Source organism: Acinetobacter sp. Ac8 (genome assembly GCF_055392545.1).
Genome location: NZ_AP043689.1, coordinates 2496493 through 2512944, shown reverse-complemented (window position 1 = coordinate 2512944; position 16452 = coordinate 2496493). Strand labels below are relative to the sequence as shown.

Here is a 16452-nt window from a genome sequence, read left to right as displayed (position 1 = left end):
GGTGAGCTTTTTTTATTTAAAACAATTCTGTAAGGTTTAGGTGCTAAGATACCATTGAAGAATAGGAAAACACATGAACATTTGTATTGGTGGTCCTTGGCATGGAAGTAAGTTGCTGGGGAATGTTAGTCATGAGAAGTTTTTCAAAATTAAAGGTTCTACATCAAATTCAATTACAACATATTTAAAAAAAATAGTTAAGTTTAAGAACGAAAAGTATGTATTTTGGGTGTCTGATGAATTATTAGATATGCAAGCTGATGAAATAATTAGAGGTTATTTAGTTAAAAAATTTCATACAAGCATCTGAAATTCTAGAAGATATAAAACGGGCTAATTTATTTTAATAACAATTTTATAGTGGAACATGATCACAAAATATTCTAATTTTGTACTTTAAAAGGAGTTGATTATGAAAAATATCTTAATCGTAGTTATGATGTTTAGTGGCTTAAGTCTTACGGCTTGCGCTGTACATACTCCTGAAGGAAGCATCGTTGTAGATCCTGATGGGCGTTACAATGGTGGACATGGAAATGGTAAATTCTGTCCTCCTGGTCAAGCGAAGAAAAACAATTGCTAGAACATTTAAATATATTATAAAAATAAAAGATGCTTTAGGGCGTCTTTTATAAGTTTTAATACATGCATAAGTTAAAATGTATTAATTTGCTCAAATTAATACTTAAATGTGTTTAGTGTCACAATTTAAGGATGCTAAGTATGCAATATAAAAATAAACTGTTTATTGTTGATAACGATGGCAATGAACATGATATTTCTAAATTTGAAATAGGGAGCAATGGCGAAATATTAGTGAAAGATCCAGGTGTAATTATTGAAAAAGGCTTTAAGATAATTACAAAAAAGAAGGGAGTTTGTTCTCAAATATTTTTAGTCAATCAAGTGACTAAAATTTATAATGAATTAATCTTAATTAATGTTAAAGAGTTTTAGGTAAAAATATTAAATCAATAAATTTATATTGCATTACAAAAATAATGAGCGTATATTTTTTTGCATACACATAGTAAAACCAATTCAATTTCCAAACCCATATTTCTAATCATATGGGTTTTTTTTATTTAGTAAAATATATTAATTCAATAACTTGTGGAAAAACATCTAAATTCTAAAATAAGCTCTATTGCATTTTAAAAATAATTTTACATAAGAAAAAAAACTAATAAATTTCATATGTTGTACAAATTTTAAGAACTTTAATTTTGTTACACCCACTTACAGCATATACAAAAAGTAGCTAAAGTGCTTTAGAAGACAACAAAATTGAATGGTATCTTAAAAATTATCATATATACATATTAGAGGTGAGTTATGAAAATATTAACCTTATTAAGTATAGGGATAATTAGTAGTTGTTTTTACAAAACCTTTAAAGCTAAAAGCTTAAAATCCACAGAGTTGGATTTTGATAAATACGTTGAAAATATTATTCTTAAAGGTTTTTAGATTATTAAATTTGTACGAGTGTGGGTAAAAATAAAGTTTTATATTTTATTTTTCTCATTAATTTTATGATCTTACAATGCTGTTACATCTTTTAGGAATATTCCATCTGGAGTATGGATTTATAAAAAATCATGGATATCTATAAGCTTATCAAAAGATATGCTTTTTAGTGAGTATATGGATGTGATTCAATACATTAAATGTTTCATTGGCTTACACAGAGTATTTGATACTCACTATTGTAAAGATGGTGAATTAACAGTTTGTCGTCATTGCCTTAAAGTTGTTAGTAACTAGTCTGACAAGTTCTAAAATAAAGCTAATTTTTTAAAATACTTAAAATTATTAGCCTTATTTTAGACTACTTAAAATTACTCAAATGAGAACATGTAATGTTAAATACAGCTATAGAAGAATCGAAAAATATTTCTAAAGAAACCCGATATAGCTCAATAGAGCAACTTAAAATTTTCTTGAAATCACAAGTTGTCAAAAAAGCGGATTTGGGTGAAATTTCAGTGAGTGAAAATATTTCTAAAGAGATCAATCAACATCAAATCAAAGTATTAAGTGAAGAATTTAAGCAATCAGGATACAAAGTTAAAATTTCATCAACTAGTGATGAGACGATATTTTCTATTTTTTGGGATTAATATTGATAGTTCAGCTCCCTTGATATAATTAAGGTTGCATAGTCCCAAAATTAAATGTATATTTTTCATAGTGGTCATATTACATTTATCTGACACCTAACAAATTTACCTTTTAATATACCCATTGAGTCTAATCATTGGGTATTTTTTTATCTTAAATTTATGTATTGTAATGAAACTCATTATCATTTATTGTATTTAATCTCAATCTAAGCTATGTAGATTGTGAATTTGTTGACAGCCCGGAAAGACGGGCACTTATTAAAATTTAACCCAGACCCCTTAATCATTTTTAATTTTTCTTCAATAACTTAAGTAAGTGTAATTAGGATAAATGTTGCTTCTCGTGTATAATGTGTAAACAATTATTAGATAAGGTAGTAAAGTTATGTACTACTCTATGAATGCAATGTTTTTCTTCGCTATATTTCTTATTCTTACATTATTGATGTATCTATTTGGTGGTTTAAACTCAGGTTTAGTATTCTATAGATAGCGTTTGTAACCTAAATTAAAGCTCACTTTTCGGTGAGCTTTTTGCATTATAGAACTACCAATAAAAACATGTATCATAAGGCTGTGAAAAAAACGAAAATGCATGAGTGAAACATGAATTCACTAACTTAAAGCTGATATTTTATAAGCAATTTAAAACAATATACTTAACTTTTATTTTTTAAAAAACATCGTAATTTCAATTGTATAGAATCATATTTTCTCATTTATATTTACTTAAATACAAATGGGTATTGAAATTTTTCTATGTTGCTTATACTTTTAAAACTAGAAAAGTAAATAATTATTTGATTTATATGCAATTAAAATATTTTTAAAATTGAAGTATTTACATATATTCTTGTTAATTATTTATTCAAGACGAGACAAGATCAAAATTATTAAAAGGTAAAAAGATGAAAAGTATATTAAGTGGCTTACTGTTAGCATTTATGTCTAATCAGATTTATGCGGCTGTAACATGTGGTACGTCAACATCAACACTTCCCAATTTAAATAGTATTTATAAATCAGGCGAGTTTAGAATTTTCTACTCATCAAATTCAAGTAATGCTGATTACATACCAAATCAAACTGATCTTAATAATAATGATATTCCTGACTATGTTGAAAATGTAGCAATACAAGCTAATGCGACAACGGAAGCTTTAACGAGTCTTGGATTTGTTCATCCTTTAAATAGTGATCGATACGCTGGTGCTGCAGAATACATTGATATTCATTTAACAGCTCTATCAGGCAATGGAATAGCTTATGAAAATCCTTCTATATTCGTAAATAAGCAAACCAAGGAAGGTAAATGTGCTTTAAATATATACATTCGAAATAATATCGAGAGTTTCCCAGGAAATTATTGGACTACAGTAACACATGAAATTTTTCATCTTTACCAGTATGGATATAATCAATTTAAAGGTAGTTGGTATCTTGAGGGAATGACAAATTGGGCTGAAAGAGTTTTACGTTTGGGTACACAAGGGGGAGATGGTTTGACCCAATTGCCTGATGATCAAGATTCTCTAACAGCAAATGTTTATAATTTGGCTTATAATCAAATGTGGCACAGATTAGCTGTGCTTTCAGATAAAACTAATGGTCAACTAAATCTCTCACCGAATCTGGTAAATAGAACTTACATAGATGGAACTAAGGTGTTTAAGGATGACAAGTTAAAAGGTTATTTGTTTATTAAGAAAACATTGGAAAATTTAAAAATTAAATCGGATCAGATTTCTATTCAAAATGGTTGGAATCCTCATAATTGGAATGAGAATGATCAGTCTAATCTTTCTAATCGACCATACATGCTAAAAGCGATTCAAGATTCAATGTTGCAATTTGGGATGAATCAAACAACAGAAGAACAAAAATTTTTACTTTTGCAGTAAAAATAGGATTTTCAAAATTTTTCACATTTAAAACTCACTTTTTTGTGAGTTTTTTTTATGTTTTAGATCAGTCAATAAAAAATGGTGTTTGACTCCTGATGCTCTTGCCCAAGCTGAGAAGCTGGCAAGGCAGGTTTGAAATAAAGGGCGCGTAGGCGTCTTTTTAACTTCTAAATTTTAAAAGTGGTTGTGACGTGGACAAGTCGCTTGCAGATTCTGTATTGAAAGGGAATGAGGGAAAGTGATTAGTGACACATAAATTTAACAAATAGTAAATTTTAGCTAAATTGTTCTACAAAGTATTAAACAAAAATTTGAATAAATGTTAAAAAATAATATAGGTTGATTGTTGTGTTCCTGATTCCCTCTGAACAAGAATATGTTGATTAATCTTAAAGCCCCTTCCTAGGGGCTTTTTAATGATCACTGAAAACTGTAGATGCAAAACCAAAATAAAATTCAAACACTTCCGTGAACTTTGTAAAAAGAAAACATTTTTTTAGTTGAGAATATTCAGACTAAAATATAAAGTAAAAAAGAATTTTTTTAATAATACGTGACAAAACTATGAAATTTATAATTTTATTAACGAGTATTGCTTTTTTCGTCTCAGCTTGTGTTGGCACCCCATCAGGAACTTTACCTGGTAGTAGTAATAGAGTAGCCACGATTAGCGATAAAATGAGTAAAAGAGTAGGGCAATCGGAAATCACTTTAGTGAGTGAATTAGGTCCACCTGATTACAACTATACTGCTTCTAATGGTTCAAAAATTATTTCTTATGAGGTGGATTGGGGAATTGGGGCAAATTCACCACTTTGTGTAATGAAGTATCTAATTGAAAATGGTGTTGTAACTAAATGGGGCCATAAAGGATGCCCTAATCGTTTTACCCGTAAAAACCAGGAGCTTATTCCTAACTCTATACCCGTTCCAAAACCAACACTAAATTAAATTTATTGACCTCCTCCGGGAGGTTTTTTATTGGAGATTCCTTTATGGAAATTAACCAATACACCACTCTTACCCCAAAGAAGCCTATTAAAACAAAACCAAGAACAAGACCATTGCCAAAGGCAAAAGAAGCATACTTAGAGGTATTTATAGACTTTGAGCAATCACTGAATGTATTCCAAATTAAGTATGAGAAATTATTCCAATTTGAATCAACAAAACATTGGCGTTTCGATTTCCATCTTATTGAGCACAGAATTTTAGTTGAGATCTCAGGTGGGCCATGGTCAGGTGGACGAAAAGGTAAACTTTAAAACACGGGGTGGGGTATGGATCGATATGATCATGCAAAGGAGATGGGGCATAACGTAATAAGAATAGAATCAGCCAATAGATATAAGATTGATGAACTTGGTCCATTGCAAATTGAAACTACTCTTACTTCTCAGTGGCTTACGAATCTAAAGAGACACAGATTAAATTGAGAAAAGCATGATTTTTTAAAAGATATATGTCAATTTTTAAAAAATTATATAATGTTACGTATTTCATTAAGATAGAATTTATTGAGCATTGTATATTTAGATATTTAAAGGATAATTATGTTTTCTTCCATGGTTTTTACATGCCAATCGTTAATGTTAAAAAGCTTGATAATATTCTTAGTAAATTGATTGAAACTAAAAGAATTCCAAAAATAATTTTAATTGGTTATAAATCATATAGTGAGCTTATGAAAGACCGTAAATTTTTTGAAGATGTAGTCGGTTCATCAATGAAACCCAGCAAAAGAACTTATAAAAATATCAAAATAAAAGTCACCCAAGATGACAATCAACTTGAAGTTAGATGTTTTTCTTGAATTTTTGAAAACTCTATTAACATAAAATTAAAATGGGTTTGCTTATTTTCAAATTGAGAGCAATAATAGATCAAAATATTGTATTAGTATCGTACTCTAATGAATAAGAATAAATTGTTAGTGGTTCTGATTGCTGTATTAATCGTTAGTATCTTTTTACTAGGTTTTACTGTTTTTAAGATTTCTCAAGAAAAAAATAAAAATAACCTTTTAAAACTTGTTAGTGATGCTAAAAATTCTTTAGTCGATATAGTTAAATAGAGTTACTATGTTTATATGTATTTAAATAATGAAAAAACCATATAAATGGTTTTTTCAAAATTATTAAGCTATTTAGTGATTAAATCTTTTTTTTCTTGATTTGGTTTTTGTTCCTGTGGCTCTTTATTAGGAGCCTTTTCATCATCTTTAGCTGGATTTTGAGGCTGATCACTTGAGTTTGAATTAAATTTGCTTCCATTAGCAAAGGTAGAGTACTGATTGAAAGAAGATTTTTTAGCAGAGTTTCTATTTACTAACATGATTTTCTCGATTTCTCATGCCGAATATTCGACTTAACTAGATTGACATATAATAGATAGTTACATTGATGCTATATCAGAGTGTCTATGTAGATAAGTGTGAAGTTTAGATTTATTTATCTCATTTATGTTTCACGAATTTTTTTAGATATTTTTATAGTTTGATGAAATATAAGATTAATTTAAGTATCTTTTTAAAAATTTAAAATATATGTTGTATTTTTATGTTATTTTTTATTGATGGTTTTAATTTTGTATTACATTTAAGAATAATTATTTGGTTAAAATAATAGTACTGAATTTTCAGTAGATGAATAAAGAGTACGAAATGAAAAATGGCATTTATTCGTTAATTTTTAAGAGTGAAGGGAAAGATTTTGGAAACGGAATTTTAGTTGTTGAGGATGAGCGTGCTTTAGGAGGGGATTTAATATATGTATATAAAGGTGAAGTTGAAGGAAATACATTAGTTTTAGAATTAACTCAACACAATCAACATGCTCATTCAATTTTTGGAAACTTAAACGCATTAAAAGTAAACTTAAATTTATATTCAGAATCAAATGGTTATATTCTTAAAGGAAATGTTGAAAATTTACAGACTGTACCATTGATTGTTGATGCTAAGTTTATTGGGGATTTAAGTTAATTATTATTATGTTACTGATATAACTAAAATTATTGTTTCTTTATGTTAGGTGCGGAATGCTGAAACAAAATACACAGAATGAAGGAATTTCGTTCTGTGTATTAAATAGCTCAATAGTAATTAAGGATAATTTCAAAAATATCATGGTTTTATCTTCGAGTTTGTGAGGTCGGTTTTCCATTGTTTATCGTACTATGTCTTGGAAAGGGTGTGTTTAGATTAGGTTGATCAAAATGATCTCTATCATCAACAGAAGATTCTACTATTGGCGAATCTTTATTGTGAGGAGTGGGATCAAAATTTGTTCTATTAATCTCCTGATCAGTTGGTTTTTTTGGACCTCTGAAATTGTTACTTGATTTTAACATTTTATTCACGCTAATTTTAATAGTGAATAATAATTGTATTCTTGTTTTATCGTTACATTGATATATTTTTAAGACTATTTAGTTGGTTTGTGTTTTCTTTATTTTGGTTAGTTTTATAGTTTATTTTATTAAAATAATTTTAGTTTTTAATTTCTTCAATAATACATTTTAAATAACATTATTTTTATTTAGGAAATTCAATGGAGCAGATCAGACCATTTCCACCAACTGAGCTAATTGATCAAGCAGATGAAGAAGAAGCAATACGATTATCACCTGCAGCAGATCTTAAAGAATGGGTGGTAAACAACTTTCTAACGCTTGGTGGTGCATTATATAACCCTGACCATGATCACATAGCAGAGCTATTACACGACGATGAAACCTTTTTAGCTTTAGCTTGGGCGTCATCTGCCGCCGTTGCTAAAAAGAGAATGGTATTAGGTCAATGTGAAAAAGTTATGTTTAACCAAGGTGGATGGCGCAAAGCTCGGCAAGAGCAGCAAATGCGCGACTGGTTTGGATTTGTTCCTGTTTATCTCATCACTATTGATGCAAGCTTTTGTGAACGTGCGAACGATCGTGAATTCTGTGCTTTGATTGAGCATGAGCTTTACCATATCGGTGTAGAACGTGATGAGGATGGAGAAATACTCTATAGCGATCATACAGGCTTACCTAAGCACTATTTAGCTGGCCATGATGTAGAGGAATTTATCGGGGTGGTCAAACGCTGGGGAGCAAGCGAGAACGTCAAGCGATTGGTTGAGGTAGCTCAAAACCCGCCGTTTGTATCAGATTTTAATGTATCTGCGTGTTGTGGAACTTGTGTGATCAATTGAGCCTCTTGGCTCTTTTTTTTGCCTATTTACCCTTACGTAGTCTTACGAAGGGGTGGTTATGGCAACACTTAAAGAGCCTGTGAAAATATTTATAGTTCAGTCTCTTGCTTGCTTTGAAACCCCTCAACAAGTTGTAGATGCTGTAAGAGAAGAATTTGGTATTGAAATTGAACGGCAGCAAGTTGCCTCATATGATCCAACAAAAGCAACATGTAGAGGAATGAGTAAAAAGCTTAAGACACTTTTTGAACATACCCGCGAACATTTCAAGAAAAATATATATGACATTCCATTAGCCAATAAAGCGGTAAGTCTTTACTTATGTACTTTTTACGATTCTCGAAGTAAAACGGACCTACTGTAATCTTTGATTCACAACTGATGATTACGCAGCTGATGCAGAAAGATTGGGGGGAGCATGGCCCTCTGAGTGAGGGTCATAATTTTTAACAACACTAAATTAAACAGAAATTTTTAAAAATCTATTTTAAAAAAAACAACATCCATATTCATGAAGTTAGATTTAAATGTTTTACTAAATCCTAGTTTTTTGAGCAAATTGTGAGCTGGTGTATTATCTTCTTCAGAAAATGCGATAACATGCTTAAAATTTCTATTTTTCATATCTTCGATTAAGACAGATGCTGCTTCAATTACATAGCCTTTACCACGTTCACTTTTTATTAATCTAAATCCTAATTCTGCTTCATCTTTCCCATCAAAATTACATATCTCAAAACCACAATATCCAACAATTTTATTTGTGGCTTTTGAAATTATTGCAAACTTACCAAATCCATTTTTTTCGTAATGCTCTAGGATCTCAAAAAATCTTTTAGAAGCATCTTCAGTATTTAAAGTTCCATTGGGCGAAAAAGCCATGAAATCTTTATCTTGAAATAGTGAAATAGCATCGTTTAAATTCTCTTTAATAAAGGGCTTTACTATTAAATTTTTAGTTTCAATCTCTGTCACTCTTTAAATTTCCTCAAATAAAAATCAAATAAATTTCACGAACTACATGAAATTTATCATGTATTATTTAAAATCTTAGAATATATTACTAATTCTCAACGAGAATAGACTAAATACTGAAAAGCATCTATGCAGAGCGAATTGATAAAGAAAAATTAAATGAAGCATGGCCCTCTGAGTGAGGACTACTTAGTTTTAGAAAGAAGAGCTAAGCACAACGAAATAAAAATCATGCCAATCCAACCAATTGTTGCCAATTTTTCTCCAACTAGAGCAATAGCTAATACTGCTGCAACTAATGGCTCGAATAACGTTAAGGTAATGGCTTTACTTGCTGGCACAGTTTTTAATCCATATCCAAATAATACATAACCTAAAAACATTGGAATGAGCATCATATAACCTACAACATAAATATTTATATTTTCATCAAACAAATTTCCACCGGTAAAAAATAAAGTAGGCAATAAAAATAGAGATCCAATACCAAATATTAGGCCCATTGATGCTTTTGAATCTATACCTCTGTCAATCAGTTTTTTTGCAATCCAAGAATATAAAGCATAGGTAAGTCCTGCCAGTGCTCCTAAAAATATTCCTAGAATTTGACCCTCATTTTTGATCTGTCCTGACGAAATTGATGAATGACTCTCTCCAAGTGATAATAAAATTACACCACTAATACCCAATACAAAACAAATAAACCATTTAATCGAAAGCTTTTTATGATCAAAGAATCTTTCTAAAAGGGTTGTAAATAGGGGTGCTGTGCCAATCGAGACTACTGTCCCGATTGTAATTCCCGCCAAATGCATTGAAGAATAAAATGCTAATGGATAAATGAAAACAGAAATGACACCTATAGCAAGGATGACTAAATTGGAATTTATCTGAGCTATGTTATTTTTAATGCTTTTTCGAGCTAAAATTGCCTGTAAAAGACCACCACCGCCCATTGCTGCTGCGCCAATCGCAAGAGGACTGAGATTTGGGGCAAATGTAGCTATTGTACCTGTAGTTCCCCAAAGAAATGCCGCTAAAAGAACAGCAATAAAACCATAACTAGAAGGATTGGAAATTGAATGACTCATGGAGAGAGCTCTTGTTCTAGAATGCTAATTACAATGTTTTTGGCTGCTATTATTTTTTGACTAGATCCTTCTAAACCAGCTCTAGCAATAGAACCCTCTAAAATAAAAGAAAACATTAATGCTATTTCATGAGCTTTTTCATGGTCTGAAATAAGCAGTGAGAGTTGATTTAAAATAATATTTTCAATTTCATCTTTATGTAATTTTATGGCCCATCTCTCATCACTATTAGCAGGAAATTCAGCAGCTGCATTTAATAATCCACATCCTCTAAAACCTTTTTCATAAGCAAACTCAGCATGATCTTGATATGCATCAAAAACAGCTAAAATGCTTTCAAGAGGTGATTTAGCTTGAGCATTCCTTTTTTCATATAGATCAAGCCATTCCTGATGTCTAGTTTGAATGTATGACGAGATTAGAGCGGATTTAGTTGGGAAGTTGTTGTACAGTGACATTTTCGCAACACCAGCCCTATCAGTAATTGTATTTATTCCTGTATTAGCAATCCCATCGTTATAAAACAATGTAGATGCTGCATCTAAGATTTTTTGTTTAGCAGATTTAGTTTTCATAGGATAGAAATTAGATAGACCGATATACCTAATATAAACTTATCACAATTAATTTCAACTTTTTTATTTTGGGGTATGACTTGTAGAGCAGAGCGAAGAATTTTTTAATGCAGACTTGTAATGAATTATTAAAACTTGATTCCGAACAATTTAAAGATATTACATTCTTGATACTGTTGCTAAATACAATGAGTGTAGAGTTTCTAGTGATACGAAGAATAAGGTTCTCAATTGAGGGCTTTACAATGATTCTTTAAATTTTATAGGTTGTACAATGTAAAGAGTAATTACAACTAAAATACTATTGAAACAAGAAATCAATAATAAATATGAGTTTATCCTATAAGATTAAATATTAAATAAATTTTTTGATAGGATAGAAGTATGAGCCATAGTAAGCAACTCACCATATTTGATGTCTTAAAATTTAGTCATGAAAAGCAAAGAAAATTATCTGATAAATTAATTGAAACCACTGGCAACTCAGAAGAAAGAAAGCATTATTTCTCATTATTGAAAAATGAATTATTTGCACATGCAGTGGCTGAAGACAGATATTTTTACATACCTCTTATGATGACAGATGCAGGTTTGAATATTACAAGGCATGCTCTGTCTGAGCATCACGAAATAGATGAGCTACTTGAACAACTCACTGACAAAGAATTCAACAATCCAAGTTGGTTACGTATAGCAAATCAGCTACGAAAGCTTGTACATCATCATTTAGATGAAGAAGAGCATAAATTTTTCCAGCAATCTGGCAAAATTTTAAAAGATGATGAAAAACTAAGCTTAGCTAAAAAGTATCAACATGAATATGATAAATATATTGATAAAGACAAAACGAGTTTAGTTAATTAATGATTTAAAATTTTTTAAATTTAGTTAGATAAGGCAGATTTGAAAACTGATGATTTGAGGACAAGAATGCCAATCAAATTAATTGGCATTCTTGAAATATCAAATTACTTTAGGTAAAAGCTATAATGTTTGCCACTCATTTCTTGCTTCTTCTGAATTTTTATTCAAAATTACGTTTCCATCTTTAATTTCACTCACCCAATTTAATGGAATCAGATGATGTTCATTATGTTCATCATCACTTCGAGTCAGTTTAATTGAATCTTGTCCCTCAAGATGATCGACCTTACCGATCTGTGTACCACATGAAGCAATTACTGAAGCATGTTCTTTAATATCGTTTACATTAACGTTACTCATAATGTTTGCTCATCTATTGTTCAAGTTGAAATATCAGTCTAAGACATTTAAAAATTAGTGATGTAAGTATTTTTAAGCTTTAAGTTTTGTTGAGTTAATAATGTAAGATTTATAGATTTATTTAATTTATAAATGTCTTTTTTGAATGAATACATAAAATTGATAATAATGTGACTTTGTTCTCAATTGATTAATTTTTTCATGTTTGATTCATTTGTTTTTTGTGAATTAATTATAATTTTAAAACTTTATTGAGATTCTGTTTGTTATTTGATTTATTCTTTGTTTTAATCTGTTTTTTTAAATTTATTTATATAAGTTAATGTTTTTTAGTAATTTATTCTTAAATGTTAATCGTGATTTTTTAATGTGTTCTATTGTAATCTAATGTTTTTATTTATAAATTTCTAAAACGATAATACTCAATAGGGCTGGGGTTTTGAGCTGAGTTTATTTTAATTTAGTTGATTTTATTTTGTACAAACTCTTCTTGAAACTATAACAAATAGTAATATTAAATAAAAATATTTAATTTAGGATTATTATCGTTGATTGATTAATTGAATTAATAACTTTTATCAAAATAGAGGATTAAATATGTCAAATTCTAATATAGATAACGAAGTAGTTAAGAATCTCAGTAAAGAACAACGTGACCAATTGAATGCGGATCCAATTTCCGGTGAGCCAGGAGCACACCCAATCGGGACAGGTGTTGGAGCCGCAGGCGGTGCAGTAAGTGGTGCAGCTATTGGAGCTGTTGGCGGGCCTGTAGGTGCTGCAGTCGGTGGAGTAGTAGGTGCAGTTGTTGGGGGATTAGCTGGAAAAAGCATTTCTGAAGCTGTAAATCCAACTGATGAAGATGTTTATTGGCGTGAAACCTACAACACTCGTCCTTATTATAAAGACACGATTAACTTATATGATAATGTAGATTACGATCGTGATTATCGTGATGCATATCAGCTAGGGTACACTTCTAGAAGCAATTACCCTTATGAAACAAAGTTTGAAGAAGTTGAAGCAGATCTTAAGCTTCAATGGGAAAAAACCAAAAGAGAGTCTCGTTTAAAATGGGAAGAAGCAAAGCATGCAGTAAAAGATGCTTGGGATCGAGTAACTCGTTAACAGATACTCAAAAAAATAGCCCTTCAATGTAAGGGCTTTTTTGTTGCTGTATAAATTATATCTTTAAATTTATTTAACTTTAATTAATCCATTTCTAGTGAAATAATTTTTGGAAAGCATATCTCGACTCATTGACCACTTACGATCTTTGAAATAGCAGGGACCTACAGAAATCTTAGCTTTGCCAAATTTATTTTGAATATCTTCATAGGCCTGCATCAAATTTTCATTCTGTATTCGTTGTTCATAATCTGAAAGCAAGTCGGGGATATGATTTGATTTTTGAATTAGCTCTGAATAAAACACACCGCATTTCTTATATTTGATGTCTGGTTTATAAATTCTTTCCAATAGTAAGTAAGCAACTTCAACTAAATCTAAAACGCAATCAGTTGGCTCAGCGAACTTATAAGTCTGTGCTTTGCTATAGTATGGAACAGATGCATCAAAAGGCTTAGATTGAACAAAAGCAGTAATAACACCACATAGAAGTTTTTCTTTTCTCAAACGCCCAACTGCATCTTGTACATACTTCGACATTGCTTCTTTTAAATCTTGTAGCTCTGTAATTTTCACACCAAAAGAACGACTGGCCACAATTTGTTGTTTAGGCTTTGGCTGATCATCGATTGGCATACATGAGATGCCTTGAAGCTCAAGTACAGTTCTTTGCATGCAGACAGTGAACATTTTCCCCATTATGGGTGGATTAGCTTTCGATAGATCTAAAACAGTTTTAATCCCCATTTCATTAAGTTTCTTGTTCTGCTTTCTGCCCACGCCCCAAACTTCGCCCACCTCAACCAGTGACCAAAAATAGTCACGGTGCCTTGGGTTCATAGTTGCCAGATCACACACTCCATTAAAGCGTTTACCTTTCTTAGCCATATGGTTGCCGATTTTAGCCTCGGTTTTACTGCGGCCAATTCCAATTGAGACTGGTAAGCCAATCCATTCCTGAATGCGAGAGCGCATTCCCTGGCAATACTCCACAAGATCATAGTTATTCTTAAAGCTTGTGAGATCGAGAAAACATTCATCAATTGAATAGATTTCTTGTTCGTGTGGTGCGACGTACCCGGCTAAGATTGAGTGAAATCGACGCGACATTTCAGCATATATTGCGTAATTGCTTGAAAGTACTTGAACATGATTTTTTTGAACGACATCTTTAATCTGGAATAATGGAACACCCATTTTAATTCCCATTGCTTTTGCTTCATTACTTCGAGCAACTGCACACCCATCGTTATTTGATAAAACTATGACAGGAACATTGTTTAGCTTGGGGTTAAAGAAACGTTCACACGATACATAGCAATTATTGATATCAATAAGAGCAAATATCTTTTCTTCATGTTTCATTTGAAGTTCTTAATAACTTTTGTGACAACACCCCAGATTACAAGCTCTTGCTCATTTCGTGGGAGTATAGGTTGGTATTCTATATTTTCAGGCTTAAGCCAAACTGCTGGAAGATTTCTAAGATCATTTTCATTATGAAAAATATCGAACAATTCATCATGAGACATTCGCTGTGTAATCATCATTCTTTTCACAGTGAAATCATTGTCAATGAATGCGATAACAATATCTTGATGCTGTGAGCGGATACTTCTATCAACGATTAAGTAGTCGTTAACTTCAATCCCTACATCTTTCATTGATAAAGACTCAACTTGGACAATGAAAGTTGCTTCTTTATTTGAGATCAGAAGATCATTCATATCGACAGTTTTGTCTATATAGTCCTCTGCAGGAGATGGAAAACCTGCAGCAATTTTATTGAGAACAAGTGGAATAGAATACTTTGTGATTGATTGGAATGACGATATTCTTGATATATCAGATAGACATCGCGATTTAGAAGGATGTGCTCTGATATTGATAACTTTAGAGTCTTTCAAGTGGGCTAGACTTGCATCATTTAGCTTTAACAACTTAGCTTTTGATGAGCTGTCATCTAATTTAATATCCATAAAAACACCACTTGATTACGTTACATATTCAAGAGTTTAGTTTGTATGTTTTAAAATTTCAAATTTAAAAGCTGTGGATAATCATACTTGATCTAAAATAGATCACTTTGTTTTGTCTCATCCGATGAATGGTCTCGCGGGAAAGTGACAAATTCATCACGCATTTCAAAGAAATATTCATGGGCGTTTTCACGGTCCACATTTAACCAGTCGTTCCTATATTCTTGTGGTATGACTATGATCGATCTTTTTTCATCATTTGGTGCGTGAAATTGCTTCATGAAAGGATGGTTGTCAGAATTGATTGTAAGCATTGAAAATGATCTTATTCTTTTTCCATCGATTACTGCATCATCATAGATTGCAGCAACGGTGAATGGTTGGCCATCCTCACGTTTAATTCCGTACCAATGGCTTTTACCGTCGATGTACTTGGGTTCATAGAATTCTTGCACTGGCACAAGGCAAAACTTACTATAAATCCATGCATGTCGAAAGCTAGGCTTTTCAGCTACAGTTTCAGTTCTTGCATTGTAGGTATGTGTCCCAAACTTTGTATCTTTAGCCCATTTGGGAATTAATCCAAATTTCCCAAAATCCAGATCAAACTCTTTCACAATAATTGGAGCCGGGTATAGTGGATAAACGTGTGACTTTAAATCATGATCCGATGCATTAAATTCTATTCCTAATTGAACAAATGCTGTTTTTTTTGGAATTTTATAGTTTGAGCACATGGATAAAATCCTTAATGAATTGATATAACTAAATTACCGAAAGCTTGAACAGTCAACAGTACTAAATATTTAACTAATCATAATTAAATGCAATATATTCAATACTACATGCTTGCCTATTTTTTAAATAGGCTAAATTTTCGGTCTGTGTTTAATAGAAGTAAGTTTAAACTTAAGCTATTCAATAGCACTTTTCGATGAACTTGAAAATAACGTTTATGTGTATAATACTTTATTGTTATGAAATAATAGTTTAATAAATTTTTCATTTTAAAATTAATAGTTTATTGATGTTTTTGTATAAGGGGTTTTTATTTGGCTAAAGATTTAAATATTACAAGGTTGTTGGTATATTTTTCTTGTAGCTACTTATCTTATATTAATATAAGTGAATATTAATATATTAATTTCATATAAAACAATATTTTTGGGGTTTTTAAAAATTTAAATATATGCCGATACATATAAGTTGTATCTATTATTTAAATAAGGGTACATGCTGATCTTGTCATTAATGTTA

At 30.8% G+C, this 16452-nt stretch carries 19 protein-coding genes and 2 pseudogenes; 13 read left to right on the top strand and 8 right to left on the bottom strand.

Features of this window, described 5'->3' with window-relative positions:
• Positions 1–73 precede the first annotated feature (73 nt).
• The 8 genes and pseudogenes from ACZ5QH_RS11860 to ACZ5QH_RS11825 all read left to right on the top strand — a co-directional run bounded on the left by ACZ5QH_RS11860 (position 74) and on the right by ACZ5QH_RS11825 (position 5843).
• Positions 74–310: a hypothetical protein gene (locus tag ACZ5QH_RS11860; protein WP_303576919.1), complete on the top strand. Its 237-nt coding sequence runs from the start codon at positions 74–76 to the stop codon at positions 308–310.
• Positions 311–412: 102 nt separating this feature from the next.
• On the top strand, positions 413–583 hold the full coding sequence (locus ACZ5QH_RS11855; protein ID WP_004720038.1) for a YlxR family protein: 171 nt from the start codon (positions 413–415) through the stop codon (positions 581–583).
• Positions 584–723: 140 nt separating this feature from the next.
• Positions 724–957 carry a hypothetical protein gene (locus tag ACZ5QH_RS11850; protein ID WP_209827019.1) on the top strand — a complete coding sequence of 78 codons (234 nt, stop codon included), beginning with the start codon at positions 724–726 and terminating at the stop codon, positions 955–957.
• Between the two features lie 905 nt (positions 958–1862).
• Positions 1863–2123: a hypothetical protein gene (locus ACZ5QH_RS11845; protein WP_209827018.1), complete on the top strand. Its 261-nt coding sequence runs from the start codon at positions 1863–1865 to the stop codon at positions 2121–2123.
• Between the two features lie 911 nt (positions 2124–3034).
• Positions 3035–4027 (top strand): hypothetical protein, encoded by a 993-nt coding sequence (locus tag ACZ5QH_RS11840; protein ID WP_303576920.1) that lies wholly within the window; start codon positions 3035–3037, stop codon positions 4025–4027.
• 567 nt (positions 4028–4594) lie between these two features.
• The gene (locus ACZ5QH_RS11835) at positions 4595–4981 is read left to right on the top strand and encodes a hypothetical protein (protein WP_154130808.1); all 387 of its coding nucleotides are present in this window, start codon (positions 4595–4597) and stop codon (positions 4979–4981) included.
• Between the two features lie 44 nt (positions 4982–5025).
• Positions 5026–5466 (top strand): annotated as a pseudogene (locus tag ACZ5QH_RS11830) (hypothetical protein).
• Positions 5467–5606: 140 nt separating this feature from the next.
• Positions 5607–5843 (top strand): hypothetical protein, encoded by a 237-nt coding sequence (locus ACZ5QH_RS11825; protein WP_004720058.1) that lies wholly within the window; start codon positions 5607–5609, stop codon positions 5841–5843.
• A 329-nt stretch (positions 5844–6172) separates the two neighbouring features.
• Here ACZ5QH_RS11825 and ACZ5QH_RS11820 read toward each other — a convergent pair whose 3' ends face one another.
• Positions 6173–6364 carry a hypothetical protein gene (locus ACZ5QH_RS11820; RefSeq protein ID WP_303576921.1) on the bottom strand — a complete coding sequence of 64 codons (192 nt, stop codon included), beginning with the start codon at positions 6362–6364 and terminating at the stop codon, positions 6173–6175.
• Positions 6365–6692: 328 nt separating this feature from the next.
• Between ACZ5QH_RS11820 and ACZ5QH_RS11815 the strand changes: the two genes are divergently transcribed.
• The 3 genes and pseudogenes from ACZ5QH_RS11815 to ACZ5QH_RS11805 all read left to right on the top strand — a co-directional run.
• On the top strand, positions 6693–7013 hold the full coding sequence (locus tag ACZ5QH_RS11815) for a GrlR family regulatory protein (protein ID WP_004720061.1): 321 nt from the start codon (positions 6693–6695) through the stop codon (positions 7011–7013).
• A gap of 568 nt (positions 7014–7581) precedes the next feature.
• A complete protein-coding gene (locus ACZ5QH_RS11810) occupies positions 7582–8223 on the top strand; it encodes a putative metallopeptidase (protein WP_004720062.1) in 642 nt (213 codons plus the stop codon).
• A 58-nt stretch (positions 8224–8281) separates the two neighbouring features.
• A pseudogene (locus ACZ5QH_RS11805) lies at positions 8282–8539 on the top strand (DUF2280 domain-containing protein); the annotation flags it as partial.
• Between the two features lie 158 nt (positions 8540–8697).
• Here ACZ5QH_RS11805 and ACZ5QH_RS11800 read toward each other — a convergent pair.
• The 3 genes from ACZ5QH_RS11800 to ACZ5QH_RS11790 all read right to left on the bottom strand — a co-directional run bounded on the left by ACZ5QH_RS11800 (position 8698) and on the right by ACZ5QH_RS11790 (position 10864).
• Positions 8698–9198 carry a GNAT family N-acetyltransferase gene (locus ACZ5QH_RS11800; protein WP_303576922.1) on the bottom strand — a complete coding sequence of 167 codons (501 nt, stop codon included), beginning with the start codon at positions 9196–9198 and terminating at the stop codon, positions 8698–8700.
• 185 nt (positions 9199–9383) lie between these two features.
• A complete protein-coding gene (locus ACZ5QH_RS11795) occupies positions 9384–10289 on the bottom strand; it encodes a DMT family transporter (protein WP_303576923.1) in 906 nt (301 codons plus the stop codon).
• Entirely contained in the window at positions 10286–10864 is a 579-nt protein-coding gene (locus ACZ5QH_RS11790; RefSeq protein ID WP_303576924.1) for a TetR/AcrR family transcriptional regulator, read from the bottom strand. The genes ACZ5QH_RS11795 and ACZ5QH_RS11790 overlap by 4 nt, the downstream gene beginning before the upstream one ends.
• A 384-nt stretch (positions 10865–11248) precedes the next feature.
• Here ACZ5QH_RS11790 and ACZ5QH_RS11785 point away from each other — a divergent pair, with 384 nt between their 5' ends.
• The gene (locus ACZ5QH_RS11785) at positions 11249–11728 is read left to right on the top strand and encodes a hemerythrin domain-containing protein (protein ID WP_303576925.1); all 480 of its coding nucleotides are present in this window, start codon (positions 11249–11251) and stop codon (positions 11726–11728) included.
• A 120-nt stretch (positions 11729–11848) separates the two neighbouring features.
• Here ACZ5QH_RS11785 and ACZ5QH_RS11780 read toward each other — a convergent pair whose 3' ends face one another.
• Entirely contained in the window at positions 11849–12088 is a 240-nt protein-coding gene (locus ACZ5QH_RS11780; RefSeq protein ID WP_303576926.1) for a DUF2171 domain-containing protein, read from the bottom strand.
• 597 nt (positions 12089–12685) lie between these two features.
• On the opposite strand from ACZ5QH_RS11780, the gene ACZ5QH_RS11775 reads away from it, so the two are divergent.
• A complete protein-coding gene (locus ACZ5QH_RS11775) occupies positions 12686–13216 on the top strand; it encodes a hypothetical protein (protein ID WP_004720129.1) in 531 nt (176 codons plus the stop codon).
• Between the two features lie 69 nt (positions 13217–13285).
• Here ACZ5QH_RS11775 and ACZ5QH_RS11770 read toward each other — a convergent pair whose 3' ends face one another.
• From ACZ5QH_RS11770 to ACZ5QH_RS11760, 3 genes are all read right to left on the bottom strand, one after another.
• The gene (locus ACZ5QH_RS11770; protein WP_303576927.1) at positions 13286–14581 is read right to left on the bottom strand and encodes a Y-family DNA polymerase; all 1296 of its coding nucleotides are present in this window, start codon (positions 14579–14581) and stop codon (positions 13286–13288) included.
• Positions 14578–15195 (bottom strand): LexA family protein, encoded by a 618-nt coding sequence (locus tag ACZ5QH_RS11765; protein ID WP_004720133.1) that lies wholly within the window; start codon positions 15193–15195, stop codon positions 14578–14580. The genes ACZ5QH_RS11770 and ACZ5QH_RS11765 overlap by 4 nt, the downstream gene beginning before the upstream one ends.
• A gap of 92 nt (positions 15196–15287) precedes the next feature.
• On the bottom strand, positions 15288–15932 hold the full coding sequence (locus tag ACZ5QH_RS11760) for an SOS response-associated peptidase (RefSeq protein WP_303576015.1): 645 nt from the start codon (positions 15930–15932) through the stop codon (positions 15288–15290).
• Between the last annotated feature and the right edge of the window lie 520 nt (positions 15933–16452).